Annotated in this window: 15 protein-coding genes and 1 pseudogene; 9 read left to right on the forward strand and 7 right to left on the reverse strand. The window is 52.3% G+C overall.

Annotation, left to right across the window (positions count from 1 at the left end; translation table 11 throughout):
• The first annotated feature begins 49 nt into the window (after positions 1-49).
• The 7 genes from K3T83_RS24795 (at position 50) to K3T83_RS24825 (ending at position 7,108) form a co-directional block, all read left to right on the forward strand.
• A complete protein-coding gene (locus K3T83_RS24795; protein WP_220205607.1) occupies positions 50-604 on the forward strand; it encodes a hypothetical protein in 555 nt (184 codons plus the stop codon).
• Between the two features lie 439 nt (positions 605-1,043).
• Positions 1,044-1,655, forward strand: a complete 612-nt coding sequence (locus K3T83_RS24800) for a hypothetical protein (RefSeq protein ID WP_220205608.1) — start codon at positions 1,044-1,046, stop codon at positions 1,653-1,655.
• 2 nt (positions 1,656-1,657) lie between these two features.
• A complete protein-coding gene (locus K3T83_RS24805) occupies positions 1,658-2,143 on the forward strand; it encodes a hypothetical protein (protein WP_220205609.1) in 486 nt (161 codons plus the stop codon).
• Positions 2,144-2,392: 249 nt separating this feature from the next.
• A protein-coding gene (locus K3T83_RS24810) for an IS3 family transposase (RefSeq protein WP_220205610.1) occupies positions 2,393-3,564 on the forward strand; the annotation gives its coding sequence in 2 pieces (ribosomal slippage) (positions 2,393-2,660 and positions 2,660-3,564; 1,173 coding nt in all).
• 885 nt (positions 3,565-4,449) lie between these two features.
• Complete coding sequence (locus K3T83_RS24815) at positions 4,450-5,301, forward strand: toll/interleukin-1 receptor domain-containing protein (protein ID WP_220205611.1); 852 nt, start codon at positions 4,450-4,452, stop codon at positions 5,299-5,301.
• The gene (locus K3T83_RS24820; protein ID WP_220205612.1) at positions 5,285-5,533 is read left to right on the forward strand and encodes a hypothetical protein; all 249 of its coding nucleotides are present in this window, start codon (positions 5,285-5,287) and stop codon (positions 5,531-5,533) included. Before K3T83_RS24815 ends, K3T83_RS24820 begins: the two co-directional genes overlap by 17 nt.
• 174 nt (positions 5,534-5,707) lie before the next feature.
• Positions 5,708-7,108, forward strand: a complete 1,401-nt coding sequence (locus tag K3T83_RS24825; RefSeq protein ID WP_220205613.1) for a toll/interleukin-1 receptor domain-containing protein — start codon at positions 5,708-5,710, stop codon at positions 7,106-7,108.
• A 490-nt stretch (positions 7,109-7,598) separates the two neighbouring features.
• Here the strand turns inward: K3T83_RS24825 and K3T83_RS24830 are convergent, their stop codons facing one another.
• Together K3T83_RS24830 and K3T83_RS24835 are read right to left on the reverse strand one after the other, a co-directional pair.
• Positions 7,599-8,432, reverse strand: a complete 834-nt coding sequence (locus K3T83_RS24830; RefSeq protein ID WP_220205614.1) for a hypothetical protein — start codon at positions 8,430-8,432, stop codon at positions 7,599-7,601.
• 37 nt (positions 8,433-8,469) lie between these two features.
• Positions 8,470-9,495 carry a zinc-binding metallopeptidase family protein gene (locus tag K3T83_RS24835; RefSeq protein ID WP_220205615.1) on the reverse strand — a complete coding sequence of 342 codons (1,026 nt, stop codon included), beginning with the start codon at positions 9,493-9,495 and terminating at the stop codon, positions 8,470-8,472.
• Positions 9,496-9,704: 209 nt separating this feature from the next.
• On the opposite strand from K3T83_RS24835, the gene K3T83_RS24840 reads away from it, so the two are divergent.
• A complete protein-coding gene (locus K3T83_RS24840; RefSeq protein ID WP_236064983.1) occupies positions 9,705-10,073 on the forward strand; it encodes a pentapeptide repeat-containing protein in 369 nt (122 codons plus the stop codon).
• Here the strand turns inward: K3T83_RS24840 and K3T83_RS24845 are convergent.
• From K3T83_RS24845 to K3T83_RS24870, 5 genes and pseudogenes are all read right to left on the reverse strand, one after another.
• Positions 10,070-11,023: a tyrosine-type recombinase/integrase gene (locus K3T83_RS24845; protein ID WP_220205617.1), complete on the reverse strand. Its 954-nt coding sequence runs from the start codon at positions 11,021-11,023 to the stop codon at positions 10,070-10,072. The two genes, K3T83_RS24840 and K3T83_RS24845, sit on opposite strands and share 4 nt — an antisense overlap.
• A 256-nt stretch (positions 11,024-11,279) precedes the next feature.
• Positions 11,280-12,055: pseudogene (locus K3T83_RS58005) on the reverse strand (DUF2182 domain-containing protein).
• Positions 12,056-12,257: 202 nt separating this feature from the next.
• Positions 12,258-13,040 carry a DUF899 domain-containing protein gene (locus K3T83_RS24855; RefSeq protein WP_220205618.1) on the reverse strand — a complete coding sequence of 261 codons (783 nt, stop codon included), beginning with the start codon at positions 13,038-13,040 and terminating at the stop codon, positions 12,258-12,260.
• Positions 13,041-13,635: 595 nt separating this feature from the next.
• Complete coding sequence (locus K3T83_RS24865) at positions 13,636-14,004, reverse strand: ArsR/SmtB family transcription factor (protein WP_220205619.1); 369 nt, start codon at positions 14,002-14,004, stop codon at positions 13,636-13,638.
• A gap of 105 nt (positions 14,005-14,109) precedes the next feature.
• Positions 14,110-14,571, reverse strand: coding sequence for an SRPBCC domain-containing protein (locus K3T83_RS24870; protein WP_220205620.1), 462 nt, complete (start codon positions 14,569-14,571; stop codon positions 14,110-14,112).
• 128 nt (positions 14,572-14,699) lie between these two features.
• Here K3T83_RS24870 and K3T83_RS24875 point away from each other — a divergent pair, with 128 nt between their 5' ends.
• Positions 14,700-14,873, forward strand: a complete 174-nt coding sequence (locus K3T83_RS24875; protein WP_220205621.1) for a hypothetical protein — start codon at positions 14,700-14,702, stop codon at positions 14,871-14,873.
• Positions 14,874-14,970 lie beyond the last annotated feature (97 nt).

A 14,970-nucleotide genomic window follows, 5' to 3' on the forward strand; every position in this document is an offset into this window, starting at 1 on the left:
GAATAGTTGCTCTTTTTGAAAAAGGGTAGGTTTGAGAGGAGAACCGTCCATGACGCAGATATCCCCTCGGTCAGAGGATGAACAGAAATGTACAGTCATATTAGAATTGGTCACAGACCCGAATGACCACGATCCTGCTCTGCTGAGTGCAATCGGACACGAGGTGGTTCACTTGGCGCAAGCAGAAGGCTACACCACGCGACCTGCACCCTATACCGGAGAACGAGGGATCGAAAGTTTCCTGGTCGAACTGGTCACATTCATTGCAGCCAATCATGCCACCATTGCAGAAGGCATTGCTGATATCAGTGGCCTACTCACGGTCTGTACTTCCCTGGTGCCATTACTCAAACGCACGAAAGAAGCTCATACCCAGCAAGTCGGGCCAACAGGACAGCACGACTCATCCATCAAATTGACCATCGAGATTGACGGCAAACCTCTGGTGATCGAAGCTGCCGATCTCACCCAGGCCGATGCTGTACTCAAATTGGCCCTCAAGTATCGTGCCTTGTACCCGACGACCGCGACCCAAGTAACGCCAAACAGCACGATCAAGGTGCAAGGACAGATGCATGCACGCAAACGCAGGAGGCGTAGATAGAGAGACAAGATTTCTTCCCCAGATCAGTTCTGAGTGGTGAGCAGAACTGGGGCATACGGCAAGGAGTTCGTGAAGCTTTTGCACGGGCAACGGCGGCACGACCTCGGTGTCGGGCTATCCACCTCACACGGCAGCGGAGAGGGATGAGGTCAATCATGGATTTCCGATGAGCCTCCTGCTCTTCGTTCTCTTCGATGAGAGCCTACTGGCTCACTGTCATCAGATCAAGGTTCATCTTCCAGCCGTTCCCACTTCGCGCGAGAAAATAGAACGGTGCATTGTGTTGCAAATGTCTTGAAATCGGGGGCAAGAAGGAGGAGACGTGACAAGAGTGGAAAGTTGCATAGGGAAGAGCAAGCTCTCGTTACCTCAGCTACCGTTGTCGTTGAATTCAACGGAACATCTTTTTTTGAGGAAATAGTAGTGGAGGCGAGTATCTATGAATCAATCACCAAATAACAATCTAAATACATCAAATTTCTACAATGAGCAGACGGAAGCCTATCCAGCGTATCATCCACCACACCCACCGTATCAGCAGCAACCGCTCTATCCACCAGCGCCATATCAGCAGCAGTATCCATTTCAACCACAACTGCCTTCCCAACCGTATCCGCCGCACCCTGGCTCGTTCATCCCACAGCCACCACCTGCACAGAAACCGGGACTCTGGACGCGCTACCGCTCAGCAAAGAAAAGCGTACAGTGGGCGATTGGCTGCGGCTCTCTCCTGCTTGTCTTGATCGCGTGTAGCGTGTGCGCCTCGGCCAGCGCTGCTCCCACTACGCAGCATCCACAAACAGTTCAGGCCAGCGTGACACCGACTGCTCAGGCACAAACCCCTGCTGTCACGCCTACAGAACTGCCGTTCACACCAACGCCAACAGAGGAACCATCTCCGATTATCACACCGTCACCGACGCCTCTGCCAACACAGCCACCAACGCCCACCTTTGTACCGACGCAACCACCAACACCGACACCACCTCCTGCACCAACGCCTACCTCTCTCACGCATACAGGTGTCAACGGAAACCCCCTGGGGATATGACTTTGAGCAGGGAAATTATATCATCGATCCACCTGCTGACTTCTGATCCGGCCAATACTTCTCGTGCATCTCGTCATTTGAAAATGGCACTGGCTATGTCGTGGAGTGTGGCGATGGCCTCTATTCCAAGTCGGGAGGTCAGAAAGGAATCTGCTCGAAACATGGAGGCGAGCAAGCCATTCTGTACTCACACTAACTTCACGAACTGGCTGGCCGAAGGTGAGCCAGCCTCTCAACAAAAAAGATGCACCGCTGAGTGTACGATGTTGTTGGCCTGTGGGTGCATCCCTTCTCTGTTCGTTGTCGTGATGTATCCAAACAGACCGCTTCTCGCCACGCGCTTGCAGCAGTTGGGAAGTCGCGCAAGAGGGTTGGTGACGGATCAAGAGCTAGTGGGCAGCGCTGAGGAGCCATCCCCGGCATCCCTCTTCCTTCGTGATGGTCGTTTTGCTCTCTCTGTACTCTTCCTACTTTTTTATGAAGTTTGATGTTTTTACCGGATGCTCTCAAGAGCGACACCTCTTAGACGTGGCACGCCAAACGGAACAGAGTTGTCTCTCTGCGAGCCAGGGCCGAAGCCTGCATCATCGTTTCATGGAGAGGTGTTGCATGGCCCTTGCCGCTCACCTCTCGCCAAAGGCCGTCAACGTCGAAGAGAGGTGACACTGAGCTTCCCCCAGTTTGAAAGAGCCCCCAAAGCGGAGATATACTAAGTCAAGCTTGGAAAGGAATCAAACATGGGAAAAGTTCAAAAAGTCTACAGCAAAGAGTTCAAAGAGGAAGCCGTGCGGCTGGCCCAAACCAGCGGTAAACCCATTGCACAGATCGCCCGCGAGTTGGGCATCTCCGATTCAGCCATCCATGGGTGGCGCAGAGAGTTGGCAGAGCATGGTCAGGAAGCCTTTCCAGGCAAAGGGCATCAAACTGCACTGGAAGAAGAAAATCGTCGCTTGAAGCGCGAAGTCGAGAGACTCCAACAGGAGCGTGACATCCTAAAAAAGGCGGTGAGCATCTTCTCGCGGGAAAACAGATGAAGTATCAGTTTATCGAACGATACAAGCAAGAATTTCCCGTGGTGGTCATGTGTCAGGTACTTGGTGTTTCTGAAAGTGGCTTTTACGCCTGGCGCAAACGCCCGGTTTGTCAACACAAACGAGAAGATGCTCAGTTGATTGAAAACATTCGCGAGGAATTTCACACGCATCAGGGCCGCTATGGGAGTCCACGCATCTACAGGGAGCTGCGTGATGGGCAGATCAAGTGTTCACGCAAACGGGTTGCCCGGTTGATGCGGGAAGTGGGATTGTGTGCCAAGTGCAAAAGGCGACGGGTGATGACCACCAAACGAGACCCAATACATCCAGTTGCTCCCAATGTCTTGAACCGAGAATTTCGAGCTGAAGCGCCCAATAGAAAATGGGTGTCAGATATTACATATATTCCCACAGCGCAAGGATGGCTGTACTTAGCCGTGATTCTCGATCTCTACTCGCGAATGGTGGTGGGGTGGTCGATGTCGAGTCATTGCGATGAAGAGTTAGTCGAAAAGGCATTGCATCTAGCGCTTGGCCGTCGCCGTCCAGTTTCTGGATTGTTGCATCACAGTGATCGAGGCAGTCAATATACTTCGCAAGCGTATCAGTTACAATTAGAGCAATCTGGAATGATCGTTAGCATGTCGCGTAAAGGAAATTGCTGGGATAACGCCGTAATAGAGAGTTTCTTTAGCACACTGAAAGAAGAGTGTGCTTCCCACACACTCTATGCATCTCATGATGAGGCACGCTTGGCCCTCTTTACTTATGTAGAGATGTACTATAATCGCATTCGACGACATTCAACGCTTGGGTATCTGAGTCCATTCAACTACGAACGGATGGGGAATCAGCCAACGTTACGTTACGTTTGACGTAATACAGTTCATCTGTTAGAATAACAACGTCAACGATACATAACGTCAAAACGTTTTCCTTCATCCTCATCTCAAACCTCTGGAGACTCTACGAAACCGGGGCAAGCTCACACATTCCTCCTGGATGATCAAACGTTGGTGTATATGGTGAGGCGAAGCTGGGCAAATTTAGAAATTTTCTAAATTTGCCACTCCATGCTTCAGCAATCTCTTGCGTGATCTTCCAGCGATGAGGAGCCATCCTGAGCATCCCTCTCCCTTCGTGATAATCGTTTTGCGCTCTCTGCTCTTTCTGCTATTTTTTCTGGAGTGACGGCCTGTGGCGGCGTCCACCACGAGCCTGCCTGCCTCGTGCTCGCCTCGCGTTAAAGGCAAGCCACTGCATGAACATGGGCCAAGACCAACGTCTATCGGAGCCGGAAAACGAACAACAAGAAGCACGAGATCAGGAGGATCTTCTCAGAGAGTGAGTGTTAAGCTTGGATGTTTTACGGAAAAGGAGGAGCGAACAAGGACAGCATGCGTCACATTGGCGGCCTCACACATTGGAAGGACCACGACGCACCTATCGACGAGGGTTGCAATGCTTGTTGCGCAACTTGAAACAGGAAAAGGCATAGCTGCTTGCCCAATGTTGACAGACAAAGAGCAACCAGGCAGCAATCCCATGTAGAGAGCGCACCACGTGTTAGTGTATTCGTGGTGTGGAAGAAGATACTCCATACCCAGCAGAGCTATATTATATGAACAAGAAAACAACTTGGTAGATCTACATCGTTTGACCATATAAGTTGGATTATGAAACGTGCGATTATTCCTGCTATGATTGATGATCCATACCCATTGCTGTATACTCAGGAGAAAACGGTAGAGGTGGACGACATGGCAAATAAAGAACATGTGAAGATTATTCGGCAAGGAATAGCCGTTTGGAACGAATGGAGAAAGAAGTATCCAGAGGTACGACCTGATCTCAGAGACGAGAATTTCAACGGGGCTGACTTTAATGGAGCCGACTTTAACAGAGCCAGACTCAATGGAGCGAGACTCAACGATACCACGCTCAGAGGAGCATGGCTCAATGATGCCAATATGAGCAGTGTGAATCTCAGAAGGGCGGACCTCAGAAGGGCGGATCTCAGAAGGGCTGACTTTAGCGAGGCGAGCTTCAGTGGAGCGTGGTTCGACGATGCCGACTTGAGTGATGCCAATTTGAGTGGAGTCATGCTCAGCGACGCCAACTTGAGTAATACTAACCTCTTTGGGGCCAACCTCAGTAGCGCTCACCTCTTTGGAGCCAAATTTACTAACGCACGTACTGGTTGGACAATATTCAGTAATATTGATCTGCACAGCGTCAAAGAGCTTGAGAGCGTCAAACATGAAGGGCCATCGACCATCGGCATAGATACCCTCATACGCTCGAACGGAGATATCCCTCCATCGTTCCTCAAAGGTGCAGGTGTACCCGATGAATTGATCGAGTATGCTCGGTCCCTGATAGGACGAGCTATCGAGTACTACACCTGCTTTATTAGCTATTCCAGTTTGGATCAGAACTTTGCCGAACGCCTCTATGCCGACCTGCAAAACAAAGGTGTGCGGTGTTGGTTTGCCCCTCACGATATGAAGATCGGTGATAAGATCAGAACACGTATCGATGAGTCCATTCGCATATATGATAAATTGCTCCTGGTCCTCTCTGAGCATTCGGTCAATGCATTCGGTCAATAGTGCTTGGGTCGAGAAAGAGGTGGAGACAGCTTTCGAGAAGGAGAACCGCAACAAGAGTTCGGTGCTCTTCCCGATCAAACTAGATGAAACGGTGATGCACACCGATCAAGCATGGGCCGCTGATATCCGTCGTATGCGTCATATTGGGAACATGACCCAATGGAAAGATCATGATGCCTATCAGCGTGGGTTGCATCGCTTGTTGCGCGACTTGAAACAGGAAAAGGTGTAGCTACTTGCCCAACACGGGGAAGCAAGGAGTAACTAAGCAGTAAACCCATAGAGGTTGCACACCACGTGTTACTGTATTCGTGCCGTGATGATCGAACAAGTGAGTATTTCTGCTACGATTGATGATCTATCTCCATTGCTGTATATTCAGAAGAAAACGGGAGAGGGAAATGATATGGCAAATGAAGAACATATGAAGATTATTTGGAAAGGAAGCGGCATTTGGAACGAGTGGAGAAAGAAGCATCCAAAGATAATACCTGACCTCAGACATGCCGACTTCAGCTATGCCAACCTCAGTTATGCCGATCTCAGCAGTGCCGACCTCAGTTACGCCAACCTCAGTTATGCCGATCTCAGACATGCCAGTTTCAAGGATACCCATCTCAGTTATGCCCACCTCAGCTATGCTCGCCTCATGAATGCGGATTTCAGCTATGCTGACCTCAACGATGCTAACTTGGAGGGTGATCGCTTCATGAATGCTCACCTCGCCCACCTTAGCAATCCCTCCTTCTGGGATACCCACTTCGACAGTGTTAACTTCAGGGGCGCCAACCTCAGGAATGCCAACTTCAGCTATGCCAACCTCAGCAGTTCCAACTTCAGCGACGCCAATCTCAGCGACGCCAATCTCAGACGTACTAATCTCAACGATGCCGACTTGAGGGGCATTCGCCTCATGAAAGCCGATCTCAGCAGTTCCAATCTTAGGGAGGCGGACCTCAGGAATTCCAATCTCAGGGGTGCTGACCTTAGGGGTGCTGATCTTACAAAGGCCATCGTTGCATGGACGATCTTTGGAGACTTGGATCTTCGTAATGTCACAGGGCTTGAGAACATCGAACACACGGGGCCATCGACAATCGGCATGGATACCATCACGCGGTCGGAAGGAGATATTCCTGTCTCGTTTCTCAAGGGAGCAGGAGTCTCTGATGGGTTGATAGAGTACGCAAAATCCCTGATAGGACGAGCCATCGACTATTACACCTGCTTTATCAGCTATTCTAGCCAAGATGACGCCTTTGCCGAGCGGTTGTATGCTGACTTGCAAAATGAGGGTGTACGCTGTTGGTTCGCGCCCCACGACATGAAGATCGGTGACAAGATCAGGCCACGCATTGATGAGTCCATTCGCCTCTACGATAAATTACTCCTGGTTCTCTCCAAGCACTCCATTGATAGTCAATGGGTAGAGCATGAAGTCGAAATGGCACTGGCAAAAGAGCAAAACACGAAACAAATGGTGTTGTTTCCTATTCGTTTGGATAAGGCTATCATGGAGATGAGCCAGGATGGGTGGCCTTCGGAAGTTCGCCACACCCGACACATTGGCAACTTTGAGCACTGGAAAGACCACGATAAGTATCAGGTAGCATTCACCCGCTTGCTGCTTGACTTGCAAGCCAGGAGCGCTCTCAAAGGGGTAAACAGCCTTGATCATGAGAAGGAAAGCAAGCAAACATCCGTGGCGGCGAGCGTCTCTACACCGCCACGAGGGACACAACACGGGAACGAGAAGGCCATTTCCCCTTCTGGTCGTTCCTCTTCGCGAAAGAAAAGAGATCCATAAACCGTGTATGTCATCACGTCAAACCCCATTAGCTCAGCAGTGGCATGCTCGTTTCAGTAGCTCCTGATGAGCTGTCTACCCTGCTCCAGCTTCAACATTCCTGTTCGGAGAGGTCAAGCGCTAGGCTCATTTCTCTGTCCTGGAGTTGCCTTACTTCCCTGAACAATGCCTGCAATTCTAGAAGGATCTCTGCTCTCCGCTTTTGGCGGCACCCGCGAGGAGATGGCATATCTCACCTCTGTCCTCACAACCTTCCATCTGTCCTGGGAACACGTACCGTCGCACACTGCTCTGACAGGCATCATGCTCCAGTTTTTTGTGCCTTCCTTGCTCCTGAGCAGATTGCCTTTCCTTCTGGTAAATTGGGTGAGACTTCGACCGATTTTGAGGGGCCATGTAAGAATTCGGCGTGAAACATAGGAATTGACTGGAAAGACGCTGGAGAAAACGCCTCTTATCCAGGGTATCAACTTAGCCAATATTACAAGTCTTAGTGGCTCCTACGTTTTACAATAGCATCATAGATGAGCAGTAGAATGGGTAGCGCGATGAGGGCAGTGGAATTAGCGAGCATTTGAAAGAGCAATACAGTGAAAAATGGGAGGATATTAAACTGCGCTTTAAAACTATAGGAGATGAGGAGGCTTCCCATAATTATTGCAATTGCACACATGATGATGGCAATGCCCATAGTACGTTTCCTCGCGCTCTGTTTTTTCGTTAGAAGTAGGGTGAGGCCAGGTAAGAAGCCACAAATTGCACTCGCAGTATACCACTGCCAAGAAAACTCTACAGAAACAAATCCAGCACCCATAAAATACCCATTAACAAAAACGAAATAGGGGAGGGAAACAAAGGAACCAGCAAAGGGCCGTCCGAAAAGATTGAATGCAAGGACATCACCAGCTAGGGCAACGACGAGTCCGATCCAAGGGCCAAACTTGATGCTGAGAAAAAAAGGGATACAGAGAGTTAAACCAAACAGTATCTCCATGAAACCAAAGTCCAAGGTGTTGAGTTCGCTAGTGCTGAGCGGGAGTGAAAGAGTAAAAAATATGGGGCCATTGGCACGTAAGAAGAACCATCTCAGGCCACCATAGATGGCAATGCCAAATAGCATAGCGACTGTCTGTCCTTTATCAAGGAGAATATTGCTGGTGCGCCCAGAGCTTAGCGAGGTTAGATTGGTATCTCCTGTCGTAAGTGGGGGTGAACTATTTGCCTTATGGTTTTGGTGTCGATCAAGGATCTGCAAGGTAGCCAGTATCGCAGCTGGCAGAGCGAGACCTAAGCCGAGCAGGGCTATCAATATCGAGAGATCCATGCATGCTCCTTCCTAGTTGCGTGCCTCTTTCCCTTCTTTAACTGCCAACCACTTTCCAATCCGAATCAACCTCGACCCACCGTTTTTCGGTATGAGGCGTATTCATTTTGCGTTTCTCATGAGATTTGAACCGAAGCGCACGCTCGCGCCAAGCAAGGGTGCGCATTCTTCCACAACCAGGACATTCAACAAGCTGTGTGGCGCTGTCTTGAAAACGTTTGAAGTCGATGGAAACAAGCCCTGGAAACGTACATTTGGGTGTTTTACCCTGCACCTGTTCTTCCGCCATTTCTACCGTTTCCGTCATGTTCTGCTGTCCGTTGGTGGATACAGTTTCCCGTTCCGTTTTGCCCCCATTCTCACCTTTCTCTCGTGGAGCTTGGAGAGCTTCGATGCTTGGACCGGCTCCATCGATGATCCGCAGTGTATCACGACGCAACACAAGCAGCGTTGCGGCTTTCTCTAGCATCTCGACCAACACATCCGTGGACTTTGCCTCATACGACCATTCGAGAGCGGCCTTCACGAGCTTCACTAGGGAATTCATCATGACGCGGCCAGAATTGGTCGGGTCATGGACCGATTGCGTGAGCCAGGTGTAGATGGAACTTCCCCATTGTCGCAAGTTGATTTGTGGAAGGGCTTCACGGTACACTTTTTCCAATGCTGCTAAGATCTCTCGCACTTCTTCGCTGGTGTGCCCTTCGATCCGGCAGTATGGTTCGAGTGGGTCGAGGCGGCGGAAAAATTGCTGCCAGGTGGTATCTGGCTGATCGAAAAAATGCTTCAAAGGGATCGTGTTCCCTCGCCCGGCAGCAACCAGACATACGCCAAAGGGATGATTGTACTGTAAGTGCTCCTGGTCCGTCAGTTCCTTAAGGAACATCTGATGTTCCAAAGAGAGATCATGCGCATCATCCACGACCAGGCATTCTGTGCCATATTGGTGCAGGTATCCCATGAGTTTGGGCTTACGAGTACGCCAATTTCCTCGCAACGGGATTCCCAGAGCCGTGAAGAATTGTTTGGTGGAGTAGATTTTTCCCTGCACAGAAATACCCATGGATACGCTTTGCCTCCTCTGAGAAAAACATCCGTGTTGCGCAGTTGTCATTGTTATGTTACCGCAAATGAGTCATCAATCGCAAAGGACTTTTGATCATAAACAAATCTCTACCGTCTTTCTTTGTAACAGGGTATACTTGTTTCACTACCAGAGCTTGCTGGGCCAATGAGAGACGTGCAACATGATGAATGCCTGGAGGACATCGTATGGCAAATCAAGAACATCTCGATATTCTCAGACAAGGGAAGAAGGCGTGGAACCAATGGCGCAAAGAGCATGCAGATATTCAGCCCGATCTCAGCGGGGCCAAACTCAGAGATGCCAATCTCGTATGGGCCAATCTTAGCAGGGTCAATCTCAGCGGGGCCAGTCTTGTCGGTGCCGATCTCAAGTTGGCCGATCTTAGCGATGCCAATCTCAGGGGAGCCAATCTTTACGGTGCCGATCTCACCAGAGCCTGGCTTCACAGAACCGATCTCACCGATGCCAATCTCAACGGAGTTCTGTTAGGCCCTGTGTTAAGAAAGATGCCTTGTAGCCGCAAAGTAGATAAGTGCGGCACAGTTTTTGCTTAGAGTGCTCCAGAGGTGCCCATCATCCGTGCCAGATCATCGACAGAAACACGCGTGTAAATGGTCGTTGTTGCAATATCAGCATGACCCAGTAATTGCTGAATAGCAGGAAGAGGCATCGGAGGGCGGTCCAATCCATAGGCCGCAGGATCAAGAAGTGCTTTCGCGAACGTATGACGCAGGTCGTGAGGGCCGAGAGGGGAAGGGAGCTTTGCGGCCTGGCCCAGTTTGGCAATAATCTCCCGAATGCCGCGCTCCGCCAGAGGACCGCGCTGGCCGAGGAAGAGATGCCCATCAGGCCAGCGACTCCAGGAAGCAACGGCTTCTCCCCAGAGAACTGCCCGCTCACGCCAGTGTTCGGCAAGCTGCTCACGATAGGTGAAATAGGCATCGAGCGGTTCTCGTGCTTCCTGGACCAGCGGGATCTCGCGATGTTTGAGTCCCTTGCCTCGCCGAATAATCAACAATCCGCGTCGGGCGGAGATCTGTACATCAGGGATCTGGAGAGCCGCGACTTCTGAGACGCGCGGGCCTGCATAGCGAAAGAGGGTTGCCAACGCCAGAGCCAGGCCATGATCGCGCCGAGCTACGGCTTCTGCACAACGGCGAACCGCATTCCATTCAGTCTTAGACAAAGCGGCAGGCGCTGGTTCCACGATGTCAATCATGGTCAGGTGGCGAAAAGGATTGGTCCCCTCAATCGTATCGAAGAAGAGCATGAGGCTAATCAGAGCCCGATTGATCGTCGTCGGAGCATAGCGTTTGGTGAGCAAGTGGTCTCGATAGGTTTTGGCATCGGTGGCTGTGACTTCAGTCGCCTTGAGACCAGGGTGTTCTTGTTGCAGCCAGGTGGCAAAGCGGCGAGCATCCTGGGTATAGAGCGCGATGGTTTTGGCAGACAGGTCTGGGCGCAGGTGCAGTTGCTCCCGGCCTGGGTGGCAATCTCGCTCCACATAGCTCCTCCTGGTTATCGGCAGAGTTCCATTATCGGCGCAGTTTTTCGGGAGATAGCGCTCGCAACTCTGCCGATAATATACCACACGGAGGAGAAAACTGTGCCGATAATCCTTCTTTTCGGCACAGTCTCATTTTTCCGCGGCTTGCGCAATGAGGAAAATCGCAGAAAGCGCTCCAATTTGCTTCTGTCCAACACGCAGCGGCTGGTCACCTGGCTTGTCCCGCTCTTCCAGTTGTATGTGTGCCTCCCCGTTACATGCCTGCGCCAACCAGTGGGAGCGCAGCGGGCACGACAATCACAAGCGCGCCGTAGAGGATCAGGGCCAGGCCCACTCCCTGGGCAATGCGTTCTCCTCGTGGGAACATTCTCTCTGCGAAGATCACAACGGTAAGCCCTGCCATCGCTACGATATTCATGATGCCCAGGGGGAAGAGGAGGACAGAGAGCAGCCAGTTCGATCCCAGGCAATAGATGCCATGCTCAAGACCCATACGAAAGGTGCCAGTGGAGCCGTCACGCCACCCACCACGAATGAAATCCAGAGGCGTGCAGCATTTTGTCAGGCAGACCCGTTTGAGGGGGTAAGCTGGTAGAGCCCGGCCAGCACCAGGATACCGCCACTCATGCGGGCCGCGTTCATCATGATCCAGGGGATCTGCCCGGCCAACCCCGAGGCGGCGAGCGCACCGAGATACGCGAACACGCCGAAGAGCGCCCAGACCAGCAGGTACGTGCCCACGAAGATCCAGGGAGCGACATTGGCCCGCCAGCCAGTGTGTTTCTCACGCTGGACCCGTGCGAAAGCCAGGTTCATCGTGGCGGTCGCGGGAAACATCATCGCGATCATCATCACGACCCAGATCGCCAGGAACCACGTGGCTCCCATTCCCATTGTCATGCCCATGTCCATACTCTTCATCATGCTCGACTGCCAGATCAGAATTACCCACGACGCGGCGGCCAGGATCACGAGCCCCGCCAGAAAAAAAGGATGTTCTCGTTGCAAACGCATAGTGCTCTCTCTCATTGTTGCGAAGCCGCGCCTCCAGGGTACGGCAGTTCCCAAACCTGGGGTCTATGCACTCAGTTCTCGTATTTGTTGTGGTGCCAGACCCGGGCCATTTTATTTCCCAGTTCATGATTTTTGCCCCCTTGCACACGTCGCATGGGGAATGCGGACGGGAGCGCGGGACCGATGGGGACCCGGTCCCGCGCCGGTGTTCATGGTTTTACTCCTTGTCGTACTCGTCGTGGCGGCGCCACCAGAGGTCGGTCTCGTTGCGACCCAGTGGCGCACGGTCGAGCCAGGGGTACATGCCCCAGATCGCGTCCAACCCGCGCGCGTAAGTCGAGTAGGTATGGTAGACGACGCCATCCTCAAGCGCGAACGCGCTCATGCCAGGGGTCTGCCGCGCAAACGTGGCGAAGTCCGTGCCGCTACCCGCCGCGAACTTCGCCATGGCTTCAGGTGCCACCTCGTCCGCGATGATGTCCTGGGTGCGTGAGCTGGTGTCGCCCTTGCGATAGTTGTATTCAATGGTCCCCGACTTCTGCTGCTGCTCCGTAAAGGAGACGCTGAAGTCGTAGTTGAAGTCGCTGCCGAACGAAGACGCCCAGGGGAAGCTCCAGCCCATCCGCTGCTTGTATGCCTGCAGTTTCGCGAGCGGAGCCAGTGACACTGCGCAGAGCGTGACGTCGTGATTAGCGAGGTGGACGACTGAGCCATTGAAGCCGTCGGCAATCGACGAGCAGGTCGCACACCCTGCCGTGAACTCGGGTCCGAACATGAAGTGATAGATGAGCAGTTGCGAGCGTCCTCTGAAGAGATCAGCGAGGGAGGCTGTGCCCTCGTCGATCTCGAAGCGGTACTCCTTGTCGATGCGGACCCAGGGCAGTTCCTGCCGGAGCCTGGCCAGTTCGTCGCCGCGCCGCGACAGCGCCTTCTCTTCCTCCAGCAGCTCCAACCGGGCTGCAAGCCACTCTTCACGTGTTCCAGTCTTGTGATTGGTCATGGTTTCTCTCCTTTTTGTCGTTCTATTCCTGTCGTTACGACACCCCAAACCGACGGGCAAGCTGTTCTAGTTTCGTGACGGCATCCCAGACACGCGGACGTGGGACGGGCAAAAGCATGGTTCGTTCGATACGATCAGAAAGGGCCATAGGATCTCCTCTCAAGTGACGCAAAATGCGCCTGTCTTTTTGTATAAAGGCAACTCTCAGGTTGCCTATTAGCGAGTATACCAGAAAAAATGCCAAAAGGCAACCCATAAGTTGCCTTTTTCAGGGATATCAGAAACAAGCGCAAGATTCGCGCGTGTGGTGGGAGCGAACCTACGATACCGGCTTGACCTCCGCTCCAATTTATGCTTTTAGTCACACAATCCTTTCATAAAGAGACATTCCTCTTCTGTCTCTTTTCTGGTTATCTAGTTGACCTGATCTGCTCTTGTCCATACGACATGTGTTTGAGCGAAACGACGAATGGTATCCAGATGAGTTGCATGAGAGAAATCAGCAGGCTCTCATACGACTCTCGCGCAGTCTTGTGATCTTCTTGCGGGGCTTCGCCCCTCGAAATGAAAGGGGTGGATCTCTGTGCCAGGGAGCTTACTCCTCCCTGGCGCTCTGATCTTTCACCGGAGCCGATGGTGTGCTTGGTTCCTCAAGCAGATAGTTCCGCAGGGCAGCCAGACGCTGATCCCATTGGGCTTCAATGTCCTCAATCCAGGTCGTGACGGTCTGCAATCCCTCTGGCCGTGGCATATACCGCCGCTCCCGACCCGTCTCGCGGGCCGTCACGAGACCAGCCTGCTCTAAGGTCACCAGATGCTTGATGATGGCTTGACGCGTGATGGGCAAACGGGTGGCGAAGCCCGCTGCTGTCCCTGAGCCTTCTTCGCATAATTGTTGAAGCAAGAGACGACGCGTGGGATCAGCGAGCGCCAGAAAGACTCGCTGCGAATGTTCATCCGTCATCACCTGTTTCTCCTCTCCGCCTTCGCGAGATGCTTGTATCGATCACCTCCAACCCCCACAGGGGGCACAGCAAGCAATACGAACGGGCCAGGACCGGGGCCGTCACTACACGACTTCCTGGCTCTGGAGGGAAGCACGCAAGCCGTTCAGGCACTCTTGCCAGCCATCAAAGTTGTCGCGATAGGCTTCCTCTGCCGGAATAGGCTGGGGCAGGGAAGCAAACCCCGACTCCACCAGCGTCAAGAGGGTCCCTTCGGCGCGTTCTTCCAGGGTAATGTCCACCAACGTACTGGGTGCGGTGGCAAACGTGAGCCTGGGATGACCCACCGCATAGGAAGGCCAGCGAAAGGCAAAACGCTGCTCTGGCTCAATGACTTCGATCACGCCAGGATAGGGGCACGGTTCATTTTCCCAGGTAAATTGGATGGCACCGCCGACGCGAAAATCCATATCACTCACGACCCCAAACCAACGGGCAAGCTGTTCTGGTTTCGTGATGGCATGCCAGACACGCTCACGCGGGACAGGCAAAAGCGTGGTTCGTTCGATACGATCAGAAAGAGTCATTGGGTCTCCTCTCAGGTGACGCAAAATGCGCATGTCTTTTTTTAATATAGGCAACTTTCAGGTTGCGTATAGAGAGTATACCAGAAAAAACGCCGAAATGCAACCCTGAAGTTGTGTTTTTTAGGGATATGAGAAACAAGAGCAAGATTCGCGCGTGTGGTGGCCGTGGACCCGATGGCACGCTCACGGCACCGGTCAAATGCGCGGTTCTCCCTATTCGGCTCACGCTGTTGTGCAAGCTGCAAGAGCACTGGTTAATGCCCAATGAGAAGCACGAGCAGAGAGGTGAATTTCATCAATAGGATATTCAGGCTGTCTCTCTTGCCAGCGAACACTTTCTCTTGCTACACTCGGCGGGGTTGATACATGCGCTCCGCATGAAAGAGTACCCACGCACTA

This window comes from Reticulibacter mediterranei (assembly GCF_016587455.1).

Coding starts and splice junctions, on each gene's coding strand:
- K3T83_RS24795 (WP_220205607.1), top strand. CDS start 50: ATGACGCAGATATCCCCTCGGTCAGAGGATGAACAGAAATGTACAGTC.
- K3T83_RS24800 (WP_220205608.1), top strand. CDS start 1,044: ATGAATCAATCACCAAATAACAATCTAAATACATCAAATTTCTACAAT.
- K3T83_RS24815 (WP_220205611.1), top strand. CDS start 4,450: ATGGCAAATAAAGAACATGTGAAGATTATTCGGCAAGGAATAGCCGTT.
- K3T83_RS24820 (WP_220205612.1), top strand. CDS start 5,285: ATGCATTCGGTCAATAGTGCTTGGGTCGAGAAAGAGGTGGAGACAGCT.
- K3T83_RS24825 (WP_220205613.1), top strand. CDS start 5,708: ATGGCAAATGAAGAACATATGAAGATTATTTGGAAAGGAAGCGGCATT.
- K3T83_RS24830 (WP_220205614.1), bottom strand. CDS start 8,432: ATGGATCTCTCGATATTGATAGCCCTGCTCGGCTTAGGTCTCGCTCTG.
- K3T83_RS24835 (WP_220205615.1), bottom strand. CDS start 9,495: ATGGGTATTTCTGTGCAGGGAAAAATCTACTCCACCAAACAATTCTTC.
- K3T83_RS24840 (WP_236064983.1), top strand. CDS start 9,705: ATGGCAAATCAAGAACATCTCGATATTCTCAGACAAGGGAAGAAGGCG.
- K3T83_RS24855 (WP_220205618.1), bottom strand. CDS start 13,040: ATGACCAATCACAAGACTGGAACACGTGAAGAGTGGCTTGCAGCCCGG.
- K3T83_RS24865 (WP_220205619.1), bottom strand. CDS start 14,004: ATGACGGATGAACATTCGCAGCGAGTCTTTCTGGCGCTCGCTGATCCC.
- K3T83_RS24870 (WP_220205620.1), bottom strand. CDS start 14,571: ATGACTCTTTCTGATCGTATCGAACGAACCACGCTTTTGCCTGTCCCG.
- K3T83_RS24875 (WP_220205621.1), top strand. CDS start 14,700: ATGAGAAACAAGAGCAAGATTCGCGCGTGTGGTGGCCGTGGACCCGAT.